This is a genomic window from Kamptonema formosum PCC 10802 (assembly GCF_000332335.1).
Lineage (GTDB): Bacteria > Cyanobacteriota > Cyanobacteriia > Cyanobacteriales > Oscillatoriaceae > Oscillatoria.
In genome coordinates, this window is record NZ_KB235948.1 from 5,834,822 (window position 1) to 5,854,516 (window position 19,695).

Annotated in this window: 15 protein-coding genes; 10 read left to right on the top strand and 5 right to left on the bottom strand. The window is 55.3% G+C overall.

Features of this window, described 5'->3' with window-relative positions; all coding sequences use genetic code 11:
* The 3 genes from OSC10802_RS54835 to OSC10802_RS0125680 all read left to right on the top strand — a co-directional run.
* A partial coding sequence (locus OSC10802_RS54835) for a hypothetical protein (protein WP_232731755.1) occupies positions 1 to 256 on the top strand: 256 nt, incomplete at its 5' end.
* Between the two features lie 297 nt (positions 257 to 553).
* Positions 554 to 934, top strand: a complete 381-nt coding sequence (locus OSC10802_RS0125675; protein ID WP_017719644.1) for a hypothetical protein — start codon at positions 554 to 556, stop codon at positions 932 to 934.
* A 162-nt stretch (positions 935 to 1,096) separates the two neighbouring features.
* On the top strand, positions 1,097 to 1,612 hold the full coding sequence (locus tag OSC10802_RS0125680) for a hypothetical protein (protein ID WP_017719645.1): 516 nt from the start codon (positions 1,097 to 1,099) through the stop codon (positions 1,610 to 1,612).
* Positions 1,613 to 2,046: 434 nt separating this feature from the next.
* Here the strand turns inward: OSC10802_RS0125680 and OSC10802_RS0125685 are convergent, their stop codons facing one another.
* Positions 2,047 to 3,837 carry an ArnT family glycosyltransferase gene (locus OSC10802_RS0125685; protein WP_017719646.1) on the bottom strand — a complete coding sequence of 597 codons (1,791 nt, stop codon included), beginning with the start codon at positions 3,835 to 3,837 and terminating at the stop codon, positions 2,047 to 2,049.
* 563 nt (positions 3,838 to 4,400) lie between these two features.
* Complete coding sequence (locus OSC10802_RS0125690) at positions 4,401 to 4,973, bottom strand: hypothetical protein (RefSeq protein WP_017719647.1); 573 nt, start codon at positions 4,971 to 4,973, stop codon at positions 4,401 to 4,403.
* A gap of 192 nt (positions 4,974 to 5,165) precedes the next feature.
* Here OSC10802_RS0125690 and OSC10802_RS0125695 point away from each other — a divergent pair, with 192 nt between their 5' ends.
* Positions 5,166 to 5,495 (top strand): DUF565 domain-containing protein, encoded by a 330-nt coding sequence (locus OSC10802_RS0125695; RefSeq protein WP_017719648.1) that lies wholly within the window; start codon positions 5,166 to 5,168, stop codon positions 5,493 to 5,495.
* Between the two features lie 4 nt (positions 5,496 to 5,499).
* Positions 5,500 to 6,576: a hypothetical protein gene (locus tag OSC10802_RS0125700; RefSeq protein WP_017719649.1), complete on the top strand. Its 1,077-nt coding sequence runs from the start codon at positions 5,500 to 5,502 to the stop codon at positions 6,574 to 6,576.
* Positions 6,577 to 7,071: 495 nt separating this feature from the next.
* On the opposite strand, the gene OSC10802_RS0125705 is transcribed toward OSC10802_RS0125700, so the two are convergent.
* Positions 7,072 to 7,770: an HAD family hydrolase gene (locus OSC10802_RS0125705; RefSeq protein WP_017719650.1), complete on the bottom strand. Its 699-nt coding sequence runs from the start codon at positions 7,768 to 7,770 to the stop codon at positions 7,072 to 7,074.
* Between the two features lie 58 nt (positions 7,771 to 7,828).
* Between OSC10802_RS0125705 and OSC10802_RS56725 the strand changes: the two genes are divergently transcribed.
* Together OSC10802_RS56725 and OSC10802_RS51055 are read left to right on the top strand one after the other, a co-directional pair.
* Complete coding sequence (locus OSC10802_RS56725; protein ID WP_071593388.1) at positions 7,829 to 7,933, top strand: retroviral-like aspartic protease family protein; 105 nt, start codon at positions 7,829 to 7,831, stop codon at positions 7,931 to 7,933.
* 72 nt (positions 7,934 to 8,005) lie between these two features.
* A complete protein-coding gene (locus tag OSC10802_RS51055; RefSeq protein WP_017719651.1) occupies positions 8,006 to 8,149 on the top strand; it encodes a hypothetical protein in 144 nt (47 codons plus the stop codon).
* A gap of 10 nt (positions 8,150 to 8,159) precedes the next feature.
* On the opposite strand, the gene OSC10802_RS0125715 is transcribed toward OSC10802_RS51055, so the two are convergent.
* Positions 8,160 to 9,248, bottom strand: coding sequence for a hypothetical protein (locus tag OSC10802_RS0125715; protein ID WP_017719652.1), 1,089 nt, complete (start codon positions 9,246 to 9,248; stop codon positions 8,160 to 8,162).
* Positions 9,249 to 9,418: 170 nt separating this feature from the next.
* Complete coding sequence (locus tag OSC10802_RS0125720; RefSeq protein WP_017719653.1) at positions 9,419 to 10,621, bottom strand: aminotransferase class V-fold PLP-dependent enzyme; 1,203 nt, start codon at positions 10,619 to 10,621, stop codon at positions 9,419 to 9,421.
* A 603-nt stretch (positions 10,622 to 11,224) separates the two neighbouring features.
* Here OSC10802_RS0125720 and OSC10802_RS0125725 point away from each other — a divergent pair.
* The 3 genes from OSC10802_RS0125725 to OSC10802_RS41785 form a co-directional block, all read left to right on the top strand.
* On the top strand, positions 11,225 to 18,352 hold the full coding sequence (locus OSC10802_RS0125725; protein ID WP_017719654.1) for an Ig-like domain-containing protein: 7,128 nt from the start codon (positions 11,225 to 11,227) through the stop codon (positions 18,350 to 18,352).
* Positions 18,353 to 18,788: 436 nt separating this feature from the next.
* On the top strand, positions 18,789 to 19,007 hold the full coding sequence (locus OSC10802_RS0125735) for a hypothetical protein (protein ID WP_017719655.1): 219 nt from the start codon (positions 18,789 to 18,791) through the stop codon (positions 19,005 to 19,007).
* A gap of 95 nt (positions 19,008 to 19,102) precedes the next feature.
* A partial coding sequence (locus OSC10802_RS41785; protein ID WP_017719656.1) for a calcium-binding protein occupies positions 19,103 to 19,695 on the top strand: 593 nt, incomplete at its 3' end.

The window sequence follows — 19,695 nt, forward strand, 5'->3', positions numbered from 1 at the left end:
ACCAATGGTTCACAACTCTTCCCTAGCATTCCTCTGCCGGGAGGCGCGGGGACTCATGTCAGGCCACACCTACCCCCCACAGCTGAGACGGGCCCGGGAGATCGGCCAGCAGGGGGTTGACACATTTGAGATAATTTTGTGTACCAATGGTTCACAACTCTTCGCCTGCATTCCTTTGCCGGGAGGCGCGGGGACTCATGTCAGGGAACACCTGCCCCCAAAACCGGACACCGGCAAAGGCCCGCAGGGGGGTTGACACATTTGAGATAATTTTGTGTACCAATGGTTCACAACTCTTCGCCAGCATTCCTCTGCCGGGAGGCGCGGGGACTAATATCAGGCCACACCTGCCCCCACACCGGACACCGGCAAAGGCCCGCAGGGGGGTTGACACATTTGAGATAATTTTCGTGTACCAATGGTTCACAACTCTTCCCTAGCATTCCTCTGCCGGGAGGCGCGGGGACTAATATCAGGCCACACCTGCCCCCCACACCGGACACCGGCAAAGGCCCGCAGGGGGTTGACACATTTGAGATAATTTTGTGTACCAATGGTTCACAACTCTTCGCCAGCATTCCTCTGGCCGGGAGGCGCGGGGACTCATGTCAGGCCACACCTGCCCCCCACACCGGACACCGGCAAAGGCCCGCAGGGGGTTGACACATTTGAGATAATTTTGTGTACCAATGGTTCACAACTCTTCGCCAGCATTCCTCTGCCGGGAGGCGCGGGGACTCATGTCAGGGAACACCGGCACCCCACACCGGACACCGGCAAAGGCCCGCAGGGGGTTGACACATTTGAGATAATTTTGTGTACCAATGGTTCACAACTCTTCGCCAGCATTCCTCTGCCGGGAGGCGCGGGGACTGATGTCAGGCCACACCTGCCCCCCACACCGGACACCGGCAAAGGCCCGCAGGGGGGTTGACACATTTGAGATAATTTTGTGTACCAATGGTTCACAACTCTTCCCTAGCATTCCTCTGCCGGGAGGCGCGGGGACTAATATCAGGCCACACCTGCCCCCCACACCGGACCCCGGCAAAGGCCCGCAGGGGGGTTGACACATTTGAGATAATTTTGTGTACCAATGGTTCACAACTCTTCCCTAGCATTCCTCTGCCGGGAGGCGCGGGGACTCATGTCAGGCCACACCGGCACCCCACACCGGACACCGGCAAAGGCCCGCAGGGGGGTTGACACATTTGAGATAATTTTGTGTACCAATGGTTCACAACTCTTCGCCAGCATTCCTCTGCCGGGAGGCGCGGGGACTAATATCAGGCCACACCTGCCCCCCACACCGGACACCGGCAAAGGCCCGCAGGGGGTTGACACATTTGAGATAATTTTGTGTACCAATGGTTCACAACTCTTCGCCAGCATTCCTCTGCCGGGAGGCGCGGGGACTCATGTCAGGCCACACCTGCCCCCCACACCGGACACCGGCAAAGGCCCGCAGGGGGTTGACACATTTGAGATAATTTTGTGTACCAATGGTTCACAACTCTTCGCCAGCATTCCTCTGCCGGGAGGCGCGGGGACTGATGTCAGGCCACACCTGCCCCCCACACCGGACCCCGGCAAAGGCCCGCAGGGGGGTTGACACATTTGAGATAATTTTGTGTACCAATGGTTCACAACTCTTCCCTAGCATTCCTCTGCCGGGAGGCGCGGGGACTATAGGAATAAACAGTTAGTTTAGGACATGGGCATCATCGCATCGGGCATTGGGCATCACGAAAAAGGGCATTGGACATCATCGCATCATCTTATTGAGCATGCATCTGTGAGTCTTCCCCATGCGCATGAGCCCGATGCGCATGAGCCCGATGCGCCATGCCATTAATGTCCGTTCCCTAAGTGACTGATGCTATAAGATGCATTCATACCGGGAGCGTTCGGGTGAGTCTCAATTGGGTAAATTTAGCGACCTGGGTGGCCAAAGTCCTGCTGCGGGAGAAGGGATCTTCGCCCCTGCCCCTCTCCCTCAAACCTCAATCCCCAAACCCGAACCCCTAACAGCTGACCCCTGAGCCCTCAGCTGGGGTTGCGTCGCGAGAGTCTGGCAACGACCTGTTTGGACACCCGGACGAGCTGGTAAGTGCCGGCTCTGTCCAAAATTTGGTACTGGCTGGCAAGGAACCCCGCCTCTTCAAATTTTGAAGGATACCCCAGGATCAGGACAGAGGAAGGGTTGGGCTGAGCTTCAGCCCGCTGTTTGATGTAGTTGATTCCGTCTTCCGGCAGGAGGTAGAAAGTCACCGGCTGTTTGGTGTAAAATACCAGGCTCGGTTTTGCAAAGCCCAGCATCACCAGTTCTTCTCCGGGCTGCTTGAATTGAACCACGGTCTGGGCTAATTGCCGCAGGGGCAGCTGCCGGTAGCGATCCATGAAGAAGTAGCCCGGCATTACGGCCACAATTAAAAAGGCTGCGAACGCCAGCAAATTGACGCCCAACAGCCAGCGCTTCTGGCGTGCTAGCAGGGTGGCGGCACCGGCGGCAGCGGCTGTCGCCCAAACCCACCCCCCACAACCCATCAACCCTGACTTGCCGAGGGCCTCGGACAGGTTGGGAATTGCCGGATCTTCCACCGCTTTCAGCCACAGGGGACCAGAAAAGAAGGCCACAGCCCCCAGAGCCCAAAACGCCACATTCACCCAAGCGAGAGTGGCCAACCAAAAGTCTAACGAAAAGATTTTTTTCTCTGGCTTGTTGATGTGTGCTTTTTGTGTTATAATTTCGCTCCCCAGCAAGGCGACCAGGATGGCAGCGGCGGGCATTAAGGGCAAGACGTAGCTGGGGAGTTTGGTGACAGCAACGGTAAAGAAGCCAAAGATGCTGGCGAACCAAAACAGGGCAAATAAACCCAGTTGGTGCGAGCGGGGTGAGGCGATCCAGCGGCTTCGCTGCCAAAAGAGCAGTCTGCCGATCGCCACCGGCAAAAAAACTGACCAGGGAGCAAAGCCAAGCAGCACGACCAGAAAGTAAAAATACCAGGGTGCGGAGTGGTGGTTGACCACGCTGGTAAAGCGCTCCAGGTTGTGGTAGCCAAAGAAGGAGTTTATGTAGGCTTGACCATTGGCCAGTGTCACCAGAATGTACCAGGGGAGGGCGATGGCCAGCATCAGCGGCACGCCCAGAGCCGGTCGCATTTCCCGCAAGACTTGCCGCCCATTGCCCAGGTAAAGCAAGAAGCTGCCGATGGACAGCGCCGGCAGGACTGCGCCCACCGGCCCTTTGGTGAGGACGGCTAGGGCGACCAGCACGTAAAACGCCAGATACCAGCGAGCTTGCGCCGCCGGTCGTGCCGGTTGGGCGTAGCCGGTAAAAAAAGCTAGCAGGGCTGAATCGGTGCAGCCGGTGAGCAGCATGTCTGAAACCCCGGTTCGCCCCCAGGCAATGGTGAGCGGATTGAAGGCGATCAGAGCAGCTCCCAAAAAGGCGGAAAGCCACGGTTTAAGTGGGGGCGGGGAGCGGCGGTCCCTGCCACCTGCGTCCTCAAATGCCGGTTCGCCCCCGAAATGCCGCAGCGTGTAGAAGCCCAGGCACACCAGCCCGATGGCGGACAGGGCGGAAGGCAGCCGCACCGCCCACTCATTAACGCCCAGAATTTTATACCCGACCGCCATCAGCCAGTAAATCAGTGGCGGTTTGTCGAAGCGAGTCACGCCATTGAAATACGGCGTAATCCAGTCGTCAGTCACGGTCATTTGGCGAGCGGCTTCGGCAAACAGCGGCTCCGTCTCGTCAACCAAGCCGGTACTGCCCAAATTCCACAAAAAAGCCAGCCAGCCAATCAATAGCAACCACAGAACAGATAGGGCCATCAGCCTGGCTGAGACCCTGTGCTGAGAGTTCCTCAAATAAGTGAGTGTGCGGTCGAACCTAAGCTTCATGAAGCGTCTAAAGTGGTGAGCCGTAGCCTTTGAGAAATGAGGGCTGTCAAAACACTGCCGGCAGGGCCAGCAGACTTTAGAGCCCCAACTCACACACATTTGTGTGAGGCACCGGAGTTTCGTTCGCAAGTGTTAGCTCCCCGAGCCTGCTGCTTGCCCTCTACTCTTTTGGTGAGACTTTTCCCACATTCTCAGAGCTACTTTTCCTGTTCTGTCCTCTTTGGGAGCACACACACCATTTACACAGACAGCGGCATGTCGCGTCTCTATGTATTACAGGATTTTCTGACACACAGAGTCTCTAGTTGGGGGGCTTCCAACTCTCAGCAGCTAGTGGGGCTTGGCACCTCACTGGCTGGGTCAGCGCCTCTTGAGGTGTGGGTTTTTCTTCTATTTGATCGAGCTTACCATGAATTCAATCAGCGCCGGCAATCCCGCTGGAGATAGTTGCAGGGATTGCGGGGGCACTCGCGCGCCTGCGGGCGCGGCGAGCGCTAGTTTGTCGAGCGGGGCTGCACGACCAGCTGCCATTCTTTGGCTCGGGGGTTCCACACCGGCACCCTCGTCTGCCCCACGACGTAGGGACCCCAGTAATGGCGGGAGCCATCCTGGGCGAAGGCAACTAAAATGTCTCCCGGTTTCAGCTTCAGATCGGCTTGTGGCAGTGACAGGATCAGCCCCTTGCTCCCCCCTTCAAAGGGGGCAAAATCCCAGTGGGCGGGCTCCCCATAGGCGCTTGACCCTGACTTCTGGCCCAAAAACACCAGCCGCACGGGATGTTCGGTGCGGTTGCCGGCACGCAGCTGGCCGGTGGTGCCAGAGGCCGCCGGCTTGGGTCCTGGGCGCTCCGAGACTGCCGGCATGGCGTCGGTGAACACCGGCACCGGTGCCGGTGGGGCTGGCGCTGCCGCGCCTATGGGTGCTGCGGAAACGGGAGACACCTCTGCCGGCAGCACCAGCGGATCGGGTGCGGTGGCGCGAGTTGCGGCCATTGCTGGCCGCGAGCCAGCTGCTAGCGCCACGAGTGCTATAACTCCCAAGAATACCTTGTATGCGCTCACTTTCATAATTCTGAATCGGTTAACCCCGCACCCCCTTGATAGAACTTACAACTCTAGGATTAACCCGCGCTGCAGCCGGCTTTTCCTGATAGAGATCCTTAAAACAGACCGCACAGTCCTTGCAGGGTATGCTGAACATGGGAATGTTTTATCCCCCCGCCGGTGCTTTTTCCATTTCACCGGACTCGCCAACTATACATGCAAAACACCCGTCTCAACACCCTTGTCGCTGTCACCACAGAGCAGTTTGGGCGAGCTTTGCGCAATCCCTGGCGGCGTCTGTCGCTGCTGGCGCTCAGCCTGCTGTTCGGTACATTCCTCGGACCGGCTGTTTCTAGCTTAGCTGGGCAGAGAGCTTACTGGGATATTAGCTCAGCTGCTATCTTGACGGTGCTCATTGAGCTAATCAGTAGGATTATTTATGGGAACCGGCAACTGGCCCAGTCGCTGCCGGGAGAGGCGCTCAATGCGCTCAAAATTGGCGTCACCTACAGCCTGTTTTTGGAAGCCTTTAAGCTGAACTCCTGATCCCATGCAACAGCCGAACCCATCTTATGATTGCATTCTAGAAGATTTGGCAGATCGCCGCCAGCTGCCGCCTCGTGTCTGGCAGCAGCTAGAAGCCCTAGAGCTAGCTGACGAGCAGCGCTGTGGCGCTTTCGGCATCACTGCAGAGAATGTGTCTGGGGCGATCGGGGAGCGAGCTTCTCTTTTTCAGTCGGTCTGCGCCACAGTTGCAGCCCAGTTAGAAGGCAAAATTCCTCCATCGCTGAGAGTGCAAACCCTCTGGAACTTGTGGCTGCCTTTGGCGGTGCGGCTCCACCAGTGCCGGCAAGTTTTGGGACGCCCCCTGATTCAGGGAATACTGGGGGTTCAGGGCACCGGCAAAACAACTCTGGCATCTATCCTAAGGCTGATTTTAAGCCATTTAGGATACCGCACGCTCAGTTTGTCGCTCGATGACCTCTACAAAACTTATCGCGACCGGCAGCGCCTCAGACAAGCCGACCCCCGTTTGATCTGGCGCGGACCACCGGGAACCCACGATGTTGACTTGGGAATCGAGGTTCTCGACCACTTGCGCCGCTGTTCAGGGGTGCCGGTGCGGGTTCCCCGCTTTGATAAGTCGGCTTTTGGGGGTGCCGGTGACAGAACTGCGCCAGAAATAGTGGAAGGGGCTGATATTGTGCTGTTTGAAGGGTGGTTTGTCGGGGTGCGCCCGATTGACCCCGCTGCTTTTGACTCGGCACCGGCACCGATTGTCACACCGGCTGACCGCGCTTTTGCCCGCGATATGAATGTCAAGCTGCGCGACTATTTGCCCCTCTGGGAGCAGCTAGACCGGCAGGTGGTGCTCTATCCAGCCGATTACCGGCTTTCCCTCCAGTGGCGCACGCAGGCGGAACACCAGATGATGGCTGCAGGCAAGTCTGGGATGAGCGATGCAGAAATTGAGGAATTTGTCAAGTTCTTTTGGAAGGCGCTGCACCCAGAATTATTTGTCAAGCCTTTACTCAATTCTGAGTGGGTGGATTTGGCAATTGAAATTAATCCCGACCGCTCTGCCGGTGCGATTTACAAACCAAGCGAGGGCGCTTATTTCGGATGAATTGGCGGCGGGATGAAAGTTTGGGTTAGAGGTGTACGGGTGGGGGGTGGGGCGGGTTTATTAACGCTCTTCGCTGTGTGGCAAAGTTTTCGGGCTTGCCCCGCCCCTAAAGGTTTCTAAAAATTGTAGGTTTTCTCTTTGATCTGTGAGACGCGGAGAAACCCGGTTTCTCAAAGAAACCGGGTTTCTGGCCCCAACTACAGATTCACAAATCAGTAAGAGCGGAGCTGTGGCTGTGAGTGGATCTAGCGCTAGCCACTAAGGGAACGGACATTAAAGCTTGAGGTTGAAGGGAACACCTGCCCTACGCAATTCCTACGAATAGAAGGCATAGGAATTGCGTCCCGCCTGTCTCACTGTCTGAACCTAAGTGGCTACAGCTATAAAGCTTGAGGTTGAAGGGAACGCCTGCCCTACGCAATTCCTACGAATAGAAGGCGTAGGAATTGCGTCCCGCCTTTCCTTTTTGTCCTAATCTAAGTGAATACTGCGATATTAGTGTCGTTTCAGCTTCGGCTCCAGTTCAGATAAGTCGGAGGCAATCAGCCGGTCAATCAACTCCACCACACCGGCACCGCGCTCGCCATCCGTCACCCAGTCGGCACGTTCTTTGACTGCCGGCAAAGCATTGGCAACGGCAACAGAAAACTGGCAGAATCTCAGAAAATCGCTGTCGTTCTCAGCATCGCCAACTCCCACTGTATTCTGCGGCGATAAACCTAACTCTTGCAACGCCGCACTCAGCCCGGAAACTTTGTTTAAGCCAGAAGGCAGCACCATCACCGCACCTTTATTCAAGATGATTTGCAAATCCAGCCCCAAGTCCCGGATTGCTTCCATCACCGCCATCTCGTGCGGGTGCCAGGTGGCGACTATCACCCGTCCTACGGCTAGCGGGTGGACGTTTCGCTGTTGCAGCGCTTTGATAAATGCTGCAGGTGGGGGATCTGCCAGCGCCTTTTCCTCGCGAGTTGCGGGCCGGTATAGCAACGCTCCGTTCTCGACCACAACCCGATCGAAAAGGTCAACGTCAGGAAAAACCCTCAGTAAATCTTCCAGCTGCCGGCCCGTAACGAGGATTAATTTCCGACCGGATTCGCGCAGGCGTTTCAGAGCTTCTAGAGTTGCTTTATCTACCCGATCGTCTTTAGCTAGAGTTCCATCGTAATCGCTCGCTAGTGCCAGATATCGCATAGTTTTTGTCAGATTTTGTGGAGTGATTTTGCGCGGTTATGACGGTTGATAAGGTGAAATTAAAGTCACGTTTAATGGCCGGCGCAAATTTAAAATGTTTTTCGATACAGGTGCGAGCAGCACCCCGATCGCGATGCCAGCGGCGCAAACACTGGGATTGTAATTTCAAGGCGCTGCCAAGATAGGAATTGTCAATGTAACAGTTGCCGGATTCCCGGTTGCCTTTGTCAAATCGATGGAAATCGACGGTCGCCTGAAGAGAAAAGTCCGAGTCACCGTCGCGCCACCGGCTGTGCGCATTGGACTGCTCGGACAGGACTTCTTTCAAGGCTACGATATAACCATTCGAGAGAGCGCCATCGAATTTCGCCGGCGCTGATCCAAAGCCTTTATTGGAAATATCCAACAACAGCACCGGCAATCGCCTCAGTTCCATCTTTCGCCACCGGCTCGGATTTGCGGGGGGGCTGCAAAGGTTGGCGCAGAAATTTCCAACTCCCCTCAAAAAACTCTGCCGGCGAGACAATTTGATGGTCAACGAAATCCTGAATACCTTCCATCAGCAGGGGAGATTCAGCAAAACCCTCTCGCGTCAGGGAAACCACCGGCACGTCCAACCGCAACGCTTCGGAAAACGTGCTGTACCCCGGTTTGGACACCACCCGCCCGCACACCGGCATGAAGTCAACAGGTCTGAGGGGGTGCTGCTGCTTTGGCGCGACTTTAATCAAATTGGGGAAATCCGGCGCTTGCCGGTCAAAAGTAATAAATTGCCAGTCGGTAAACTGTGACAAATTGTGGTAAGGAATACCATCCACACCCAATCCCCCAAACGTCAGCAAGACTGTTTTTTCGCGTGGCGCAGTTATCCCCCAACTCGCTTTCAGTTCCTCATCGCTGTAGCGGGGGCTTCCGCCGGTTAACCCCACATCTGTTATATTGGGAAAAGCCCCCATCGGTTCGTGCATTGGCAAGCGAAACAAAAGGTCGCACTTGCTGAAACACTCGCTAATCCAATCAGCCATTTCCGCAAACTCCCCGCCCCATTCCCGGTAGATAAAATCCCAGCCAAAGTTGCTCATCATCCAGCAGGGAATGCCGGCTGCTTTGGCAATGGGAGCCGCCAGGGGGGGAATATCCGCCAGCACCAGCCCCACCCGGTTGAGATGGAGAAAATTCACCTCACCGGCTATAATAGAATTTTGCCGCTTGCGAATTTCCCGCAACTTCTCCAAGGTTGCCGGTCTATCCATATTCAGGCTGTCCGATTGGATAACGCCCACATCAAAAGCCCGGGGGCGAAGAATAAAATCCCCTGGAATATAGGACTCCAGCAACCAACGCGGCGCTGTCGTCACCAGAATTAGCAAGATTTCCGGATTCAGCTTTTGCACCGCTGCTGCTACCGATGCGGCGCGGACGGCGTGGCCAAAGCCGTGATTGGTGATGGCCACATATAGCGCAGGTCGTTGAGACATTTGAAATTGTTAAGTGTTATTTGTGAGTGGGGAGCCGGGATTAGGGGATTTGGGGATTGCCAGAAACGATTGCCAGAAACCCGCTTTCTTTGACAAACCGGGTTTCTTACGCTTTAATTATCCCCCTCTTCCCATTCTTCTCTCTGCGCTCTCTGCGTCTCTGCGGTTCATTATAAAATAAAATCCGAAATAGCAGCTACCAGCCGGTCTATCTCCCATTCTACAGTAAAATAGTGAGCGCAGGCACGCACGCAGTCTGGACTGGCAATTGAGCGCACCATAATGCTTTGGTTTTCCAAAAACTGCACGAGCTGCTTGTGGGTGACACCGGCATCTCGGCGGTTTTTGTCCAGCTGGAAGGAAACCAAACCGGCTTCTGGCGGCGAGGTCCGCAAACAGCTGATTCCGGGAATATTCCCCAGCTTTTCCCACAGGTACTCGCTGAGGTGGAGGATTCGCTGGTAGCGTTCTTGGGGGGTTCCCCACTGGCGGTGAACTTCTATGGCACTGCGCAAACCGGCATACAGCGGATAAGCAGAGGTGGCAATTTCAAATCGCCTCCCGTCCGGTTTCCAGCCCACCGGCTGTCCTGTTTGGTTGGCAACAATACCCCGCCAACCGATAAAGGTTGGGTGCAGGGATTCCAAAGCGTCTGGGAGCACGTAAAGTCCGCCGACTCCGGCAGGCCCACACCACCATTTATGGCCGGTGAAGGCATAAAAGTCAACCCCCAATTCTGTCAAATTCAGGGGTAAAACGCCGACAGATTGGGCTGCGTCTGCCAGGACTCGCACCGGCTGGCCATTTGTGGGGTGGCTGCGGCATGCTTGGACAATCTCGGCGAGGGGCAAGACTTGGCCGGTGTTCCACAGGATGTGGCTGAGCACGACGAGTCGGGTGTTGGGGCGCAGGTGTCTGGCGATGACTTCTACTGGATCGCCCTCGTTCAAGGTGGCCATGAGGGGGCAGGTGGACACTTCGATGCCAAACCGGCGCTGCAGTTCCCCCACCGCCGCCACAATGCCTGGATGTTCGCAGTCGGTGATCAGCAGGTGTTCCCCTGGTTTCCAGTCCAGCCCCCACAGGGCTATGTTACAGCCAACGGTGACATCCTCGGTGAGGGCGATGGTTTCCACCGGCACCCCCAGTTCCCCCGCTATGGCCTGTCGCGTGGCCAAGCTCTGCCAGTTGTTCCAGTCATTCACCGCTTGCGAAAATGGCCCCGCACGCTCCACTTCTTCATAAGATTGCTGGATGGCTTGGAGGGCGGACTCGGGCATGGGCCCCTGTCCGCCGTAGTTGAAATACGCTTTGTTTGCTAAGGCTGGAAATTGCTGCCGGTGGCGTTCTAGCAGGGTTTGTGCTGGAGACATAGGGTTAAAAACCGCTTTCTTTACGCAGATTTACGCAGATAGTAGCGGATATTCTCTGAATTCGCCCCCTTTTTTAGGGGGTTGCTTGGGTTGCTTGTCTCATATCGAGCCAGTGGGGCGGGTCAATCTCCTAAGAATGAGATGCGCTCCGCCCTCGGTTCCCGGCAATCTCACAGAGTTGTGTGAAGAAAAGTAAAATTTTTCGCACCCCCATTGACAGCGCCTCTCAGCCTGGATAAGATACCACTGTTGCTGGGAATCATTCAAATGATAGCAGCGAGTCCGCTAGAGAACCGCCTCGAATAGCTCTTTCAAGTGTTACTGCCGCTTGGCGGTCGCTGGCGCAAGGGGTGGCGCGACGATGGCCAAAACTACGGCCAAAACTCTTTGCTGCGGGGCGACTCCACCCCCCAACCTATGCCCCTTATCCCCAGAGGGGGCCTCACCTTTCCCGCGCACTCGATCGGGGGAGAAAGAGATGGGGGCGCAAGGTGAAATCATCCCTCTAATCTGCAAATTATTGGTTGTAAAAGTGAGGGGTAAAATCTCGATTAGCAAAAAAATTTGTTACCTCTGTTTATTTCAGTATGAAAGGCAATAAATATGGTATTTGTGGCCGATAATACATTTCTGGGCAGTGCCGGTGCCGATCAACTCAGTGGCACTGCGGACAAAGACCTAATCTTGGGCCTTCCGGGTAGCGATACCGCTTTTGGCGGTTCCGGTGCGGATCTGCTATTTGGCAACCAAGACGCGGATTTGCTGTTTGGCAACCAGGGCGACGATACTTGTCACGGTGGCCAAGGCAACGACTCCCTGTGGGGCGGTCAAGGCGGTGACTTGCTGTTGGGCAATTTGGGCAATGACCTGCTTTTGGGTAACGAAGACAGCGATACGGCGCTGGGAGGGGAAGGCGACGATTTGCTGTTTGGCAACGCCGGCGCTGACCTGCAGTTTGGCAACACCGGCGACGACATTATCTATGGGGGTCAGGATAGTGATACCCTGCGCGGGGGGAAAGGCAATGACCGGCTTTTTGGCAATAAGGGCGATGACTTCCTCTATGGAGACTTGGGTGCGGACTTTTTTACCGGCGGCGAAGGCAATGACCGGTTTATTATCGGAAACGGCACCGAAGCGGATGTCATTGCTGACTTTACTGACGGTGAGGATCTGATTGAGCTAACCGGCGATTTGACGTTCGACTCTATTAATATAGTGTCCGGCACCGGCACTCTTGCCGGCAGCACGATTATTGAGATCCAGGGGACAAACCAGGCTATCGCGGTGCTTCAGGGGGTTGCCAGCAGTGCTCTCACACGAGACAATTTCTTGCCGGTGACAGGTGATGGTACAGGGGATGGCACAGGCGAGACGCCTGTGCTACCGCCGATACCACAGTCGGGCACAGGCGAGACGTCTGTGCTACCGCCAACTCCCCCTCCGGATTCGCAACCACCGGCAATCACCGCCGCACTCGCTAGCGACACCGGCACGAGCAACACTGATAAAATCACCTCTAACCCCGCAATTGCCGGCACTGTCACTGATGTGAGCCAAATTGCGCAGTTCCGAGGTGGGTTCAGCGACACTTTGGTGGATGTTCTGCCTCAATTGCAAGCCGGTGGGACTTTCTCCTTCAGCCGCGAACAGCTAGAAGTTATCAATGGCGCGGCGCTGGCGGATGGGGAGCACACGCTCAAACTTGTCGCTACAGATGCCGCCGGCAATGAGTCGAGTCTGCTGGAAGTTTCTCTCACGCTCGACACGACACAGCCGGCACTTGAGATAGCCGCGCCGGCGGACAATGCCCAGCTCGCTCCTGGCGCTCAGCTAACAGGTACGGTGGGAGAAGCTCTCGCCTCACTCAGTTACCGCTTTGAGGGCGGCACTCAAGTGCCGGTGACGCTAGAGGGTGGCGCGTTTGAAGTGGCGCTGGATGTGAGCACTCTTGCCGGTGGGGAGCAGACTCTGACGGTTACCGCTACTGACATCGCCGGCAATGTTACCAGTACCGCCGTGACGGTGAGCAAGGATGAGACGCCACCGGCAATTACCGCTGCACTCACTAACGACACCGGCACTGAGGCTGATGGCATTACGTCTGACCCGTCGGTGGCGGGTATTATAACAGATGTCAGCGAAATTGTCAACTTCCGCGCCGGGTTGGATGAGATGCCGGTGGGAAGTTTTGTCGATGTGCTGGCGGATTTGCAGGAAAATGGCAGTTTCTCGTTTAACCGGCAGCGTTTGGAGGAAATTAGCGGCGCGGCGCTGGCGGATGGGGAGCACACGCTCAAACTTGTCGCTACAGATGCCGCCGGCAATGAGTCGAGTCTGCTGGAAGTTTCTCTGACGCTTGACGCCACAGCACCGGAGGCGACAGCTATATCGGGAACTCTCAACACGTCACCTTCTTTTGTGGATGTGTCTTATGATCAGCCGGTGGGGGATGCGGCGTTTGCGGCGGGTAATTATACTTTGACAAAAGATGGGCAAGCTGTCAGTATTGTTTCGGTGGAACAGCTGACTCCCCGGATTGCGCGGGTGAATTTTGGCGCGTCTTTGCAGGAGGGGAGTTACCAGCTGGCGATTGCACCGGCAGTTAGCGACATTGCCGGCAATGCTTTGGCGGAACCGCTGACGTTTGATTTTACTGTGGCTCCCGAGGGGGTTGAGATTTCGCCCTCGAATGGGGAGGGAATGGTAGGGCTGAATCGGGAAACGATTGTCCGGTTTGGGGAAAAGGTTGACCCCGCGACGGTTAACAGCGATTCGTTTTACCTGATTGCGAATGGGGATACGATTCCGGGGCGGATTGAGGTTTCTAGCACGGAGGAGTTTGCGACTTTCTTTTATGATGAACCGCTGCCGGCTTCTACGGAAGTGCGAGTTGTAGTGGATGGGGATAAGATTGTTACCCGCGAGGGAGAGGCGCTGGATGGTGACGGCGACGGAACTGCCGGTGGGGTGAAGACGGCGGATTTCCGCACGCTGCCTTTAACTCGGATTGAGGGGACGAATGTTTTCGGGTATGTGTACGATTCGTATAACAAGAATCCCGATGGATCGGATAAGCCGGTGGTGGGGGCGACGATTCGGGTGGATGGGTTCCCGGATTTGCAGGCGGTGACGGATGAGAGTGGCTATTTCGTGCTGGAGGATGTGCCGGCTCCGGAGTTCTTTGTGTATATTGACGGTTCCACGGCGAGCACTGCGCCGGCGGGCACGCAATATGCGAGTTTAGGGAAGCCTTTCCACAGTGTGCCTGGTCAAGAGACGCAGCTGACGATGGATGGGGAAACGTTTAATGTTTATTTGCCGCCGATGGCGGCGTCCGATGTCCAGCAGCTGTCGGCAGCGGAAGACACGCAGGTGGGGTTTGGGGAAGCGAGCAAGGCGCAGCTGCAGGCGCTGTTCCCGGATATTGACCCGTCTTTCTGGGAGTTGACAAATGTGACTTTTCCTGCTAATTCGGCGCGGGATGATGAGGGGAATGCGGCGACGCAGGGGATGATTGTGCCGGTGGCTCCGGATCGGTTGCCGGCTCCTTTACCGCCGAATTTAGATCCGCAGTTGGTGATTTCGATTCAGGCGGGGGGTGCGAGTGGGTTCAACCGGGAGAGCAATGGGGGCGCGACCAATTTTGATGTGCCGGCACCGGTGACTTTCCCGAATTTGGACGGGTTAGCGCCTGGGGAGAAGAGTTTGCTGTGGTCGTTCAATCACGATGCCGGTAAGTGGGAGGTGATTGGGACTGGGACGGTGAGTGAGGATGGGAAGAGTGTGGTGTCCGATCCGGGTGTGGGCGTGCGTGCGCCTGGGTGGCATTTTATCAATCCGGGGACGCAAATACAAGGGCCACCAGAGCCGCCGCCGCCACCACCACCCTGTTTGGATAAAGACCAAATAATTGAGAGTACCATTGATGTACTTACAGGAGTGGAAAAGTGCCTGGTAGAGTTGACTAGCGTCAATAAGTGGATTAAAGTGGCCTTTGAAGCTGCTACTGGAATTCGCAGCCTGATCAATAACACCCAATCTCTGTTAGATCAGATTAAGACAGCAAAACAACAAGGCCAAACAATCACTTGGGGCGAGATAGCAAATAGTATCAAACTGCTCAATGATGGAAAATCTTCTCTAGTGGCTGTGGTTGAAGCCATAAAGTCTCAAGGCGATCCCGTGAGCAAAGCTCTCTCTATTTCTAAATGCATTGAGGCCATACTAAATACCTTTGAAAGTATTTGCAATCGGGTTCAGGAAAAGCCTGATAGCCCCTGCAATACTCCTGCCGTGAAGGTTACTTGCATTGGACTGGCTGTTGCCCGAACCCAACTGGCGAAAGTCAATGGCTTAGTTGAGCAAGCAGATTCAGGTTTAAAAAGGCTTGGCCTGGAATTCCTTTGCAAGGCAGTGGATCAACTTCTTTCAATTGCTGGAGCAGCTGGCAGTAGTGGAACTCCCACACAAGGGATACAGCAACAGAGCCGTTCTATTTCTCGTCAGAGTCTAGGGGTGGCTAAAGACGCACAAGTATCGGCCAGTGACCCTGTGCCTCCTGAGATAATTGAGACGCTAAATACCCTTCTGACTGAAGCCTCGGCTGTACAGGGAGATATCCAGCCGGTTGAAGAGTTTGGTACAGCTTTTCAGGGGTTTGAAGATCAGGTCGAAAAAACACAGGACAATACTGCTCAGTTGTATTTCGAGTTTGCCGGCACACCGAAGGATGCTCCTTACTTAATTGACTACGGCACCTTCCAACTGCGGGGCAAGACTGATGGTAAAGGTCAGATCAGCAGTGTCTTGCCACCCAGTACCGAATTTACTGTATCAGTTTACGATCAGCTCAATAACCGTCTGGGTACGTTTAGTGGCAAGACTGGTGCATCGGGTTCGCCGACGAATATCCCACCTCTTCGGTTTATGTCCACAAGTGACCTGCCCGATACTGATGGAGATGGACTGGTGGACGATGCCGAGCGGGTTATCGGCACCATTGCCAGCAATACAGATTCTGACGGCGACGGCATTAACGACCTAGCCGAACTCCAGCAGGGACTTGACCCACTCGGAGGTCGGGCTTTCCCCACCGGCATTATCTCCAGTCTGCCCTTACTCGGTGAAGCCAAAGCAGTCGCCGTGGAAGGCTCAACCCTCAACGCCGGCACCCAAACCGCCTATGTGGCCACCGGCTCGCACGGACTGGCAGTTGTGGACACGTCCCAGTTCGACAATCCGATTATCTTGGGCCAGCTGGATTTGCCGGGAGACGCCACCGATGTCGCCGCCGATACCAGCTTGCAAATTGCAGCAGTTGCCGGCAATAGCGGCGGACTGCATTTCGTGGACGTTTCCGACCCCATGCTGCCGACATTGAGCCGCACCGCCAATATCTCCGCCAATCAGGTGGAAATTGCCGACGGGATCGCCTACGCCACAGAAGGCAACTCCCTGCACGCCATCGACTTGCTCACCGGCGAGGAGTTGCAAACCCTGACGCTACCCGGGCAGGGCAGAGTCACCGGCCTAGCCCGCGAGGGGACAAAGCTGTACGCATTTACCAGCGGTTCCGACACCTTCTCTGTTATCGACATTGCCAGGGAAGGCGCAGCCGGTGTCCTCGGACAGCTGACTGTCAATATTGCCTCGCAAGAAGTTGGCGTATTTGCCGGCAATGGCGTTGCTTACCTTGCCGGTAGCGGGTTGCGGACAGTAGATGTTTCCAACCCCAGCGCCCCCACTCTGATTGGCGACGCCACTCAGCTGTTAATCGCTCGAGATGTGGCGCTCAACGGTTCGGGTTTGGCTTTGCTTGCGTCTGAGGGTCAGGGTTTGAGGGTTTACAATGTGGCTAACCCGCAAATCACCGACGCTTTCTTGACTGGGGTTGATACTCCCGGGTTTGCTAATAAGATTGCTGTCGCTTCCGGGATTGCTTTTGTAGCAGACGGTTCGGCTGGCTTGCAAGTCATTAATTACCTGCCTTTTGACAGCGCCGGTGCTGCCCCAACTTTAACAATCAGCGCTGCCGGTGCTGATGCAGATCCCGCCACGGAAGGCATCCAGGTGCAGGAAGGCTCTAGTATTGCTATCACTGCCGGTGTTTCGGATGACGTGCAAGTGCGCAATGTGGAACTGCTGGTTAATGACGAAGTGGTTCGCAATGACGTTTCATTCCCATTTGACCTAGAGGCTGTCGCTCCCAATATCACTGCGGATTCAAATACTGCTACAATTCAGGTGCGGGCGACTGATACGGGAGGCAACACTGTGCTGTCAAACATCCTCACCGTCAATCTGGTGGAAGACACTTTCGCGCCGGTGGTGAGCAACACCACACCGGCTGCCGGTGGGTTCGGATTGAATATCCCGTTCATCACTATCCGTTTCAACGAACCGATAGACACATCTTTGGCAGATTTGTCGGGACTGACGCTGACTAATTTGGGAGCGGATGGCGCAATTGGCGGTGGCGATGACACAGCAGTTGCCCTCAGTGCGGTGGAGACACCCTCGGCTCGCCGGCTGGTTATTTTGTCAGAAGGCACTTTGCCTCTCGGCAACTACCAGCTGACAGTAGATCCTTCAATTATCGCCGACCGGGCGGGGAATGGTTTCGCCGAGCCTTTCACCCTGTCGTTCATCAATTCCGACGTGCCGCCAGACACCGTATTCTGGATTTCCGACAGCGATGGCGACTGGAACAACCCCGCAAACTGGAGTACCGGCACTGTACCGGGCGCTAATGATAATGTTGCTATCAATCGCCTCAACGCTAATCCTGCGATCGCAATTTCCGGCAACGTTAGCGTCAAGAGTATCCGCAGCGAGGAGTCTTTAATCATTTCTGGCGGTTCGCTCTCCGTTAGCGAGGAATCGGAAGTGAATGGGGATTTGACAGTCAGCAGTGGGAGTGTGATTGCCGGCGGTGAGGATGCCTCCTTTACCGCAAATGGTGAGATTACATTTGAGGGTGCTAGCAGTCTTTCTGCCAACAGCGGCGGAACTCTGACGCTGAGTGGTGTTACTGCGATTGTCGGCAGCACGCGGTTCGAGGCTTCTGATGCCGGTAGCACTATCAACCTGCCGGCGCTTACCAGCTTCAGCGATGACAACAGCGACTCGGCGCAATCCGTATTAAATGCCTATGGTGGCGTTATCTCGGCTGACAATTTGGCCAGTCTGACGGAGGTAGACTTGTCTAGCAGTTACGGCGGCACCCTTAGCTTGCCGGCACTGACTAGCTACACCGGCAATAACTCAATCACCGCTGTCGGTGGTGGTGTGTTAACTTTGGGCGGACTCCAGAATCTTGCCAGCAGCACTAACATCGTAGCTCAAGACTCCGACAGCACTATCAACCTGCCGGCGCTTACCAGCTTCAGCGATGACACCAGCGACTCGGCGCAATCCATATTAAATGCCTATGGTGGCGTTATCTCGGCTGACAATTTGGCCAGTCTGACGGAGGTAGACTTGTCTAGCTACGCCAGTAATCTAACCCTACCCAGCTTAACCAGTTATGCCGGCAACAACTCAGTCAATGCCGCAAACGCCGCTCAGCTAACTCTGGATGCCCTAGCCACCATTACCGGCACCCTTACCGTATCAGCTGACGGCACCGGCACCAAAGTCACCCTGCCGGCGCTCAACAGTTCTCAGGGCAGCTTCACTCCCAGCAATGGCGGCACTGTCGCCCTCAAAGATACCACCTTGACGAGCTGATAAACTCTCCTTAACGCGACCGCAGCTGTCGGACCGGCAGCCGGTCGCGCTTCAAAACAGTGCCGGCTGGATCGGAGGAGAGTGTTCCCGGATACCGTTTGTCTGCAATCTTTTTATTTAGTCCGCTGAAAGCGGACTTTGCTTGTGTAGCGGCAGACTTCAGTCTGCCGCCAACCGCAGGCGCTTTAGACAGAGCCGGTATGAGGAAAGCCAGTTTTTAAAAAAGACAATTAACCGGAAATTAACCCAGTCTTATTGAAGGGGGCGGGAAATTGCTGCCGGTGGCGTGACCGTAGCGTTTGTGCTCTTACAGTGCCGGCAGATGGATGAGCCATCCTGCATAAATCCTATCTTGGCAACTCCCAAAAGACAACTGTTTTAATAAGTTTTTTTAAGACTCCCCCACACTCCTCAGGAAAGATGATAGAGTCAGAGCATGGACAGCAAAGGGTTAAGATTATCTCCGCTCCCAACTTTTCTAAACTACAGGTTAAATATCCCCGGCAAAGGTGGGAACTCCGCCGCAATTGGGCGCAACCGGCATGGCGCGATCGGCAACTGCACGGAAGGCAGAGACAAGACTTTCTCGCATCTGCCGGTGCGGGGTGAAAAGCGAGCCGGTTTAACCCTCATCAACACGCCCCATTCAATATAAGCTTTCGGACAGGCGAGACGCCTGTCCTACGTCAAACGGAGTTCCACAGGCGTCTCGCCTGTAGCATACCAAACTAGCGCAGCAAGGGTAAATTTATGAGCTACGAAGGCAATGACTTACTTTTAGGAACACCGGCAAATGAGCAAATCCCGGGTTTCCAGGGCAATGATACCATTCTCGGTATTGCCGGCGACGACCTGATATTCGGCAACCAAGGCGCTGACTTAATCTTTGGCAACCAAGACAGCGACACCCTCTGTGGCGGACAAGGTAATGATACCCTGCACGGGGGCAAAGGCAATGACCTGGTATCAGGCGACAAAGGTGATGACACGATCTGCGGAGACTTGGGCGCAGACACCTTAACCGGCGGCGAGGGAAATGACATATTCCGGATTGGCAAAGGCAGCGAAACCGATGTAATTTCCGACTTTAGCACAGGTCAGGATTTAATTGAATTAACAGGCAGTTTGACTTTTGACTCTATAAACATAGTAGCCGGCACCGGCACCAACGCAGGCAACACTATTCTGCAAAACAAAACCACCAACCAGATAATCGCCGTATTGCAGGGAGTTGACAGCAGCACTATCAGCAGATCAAACTTCTTGCCAACTCCAGAGGGAGACGCCGTACTCGATTGGAACCAGACACTTTTAAATGCAGTAAAGCAGGATAAAACCGCACC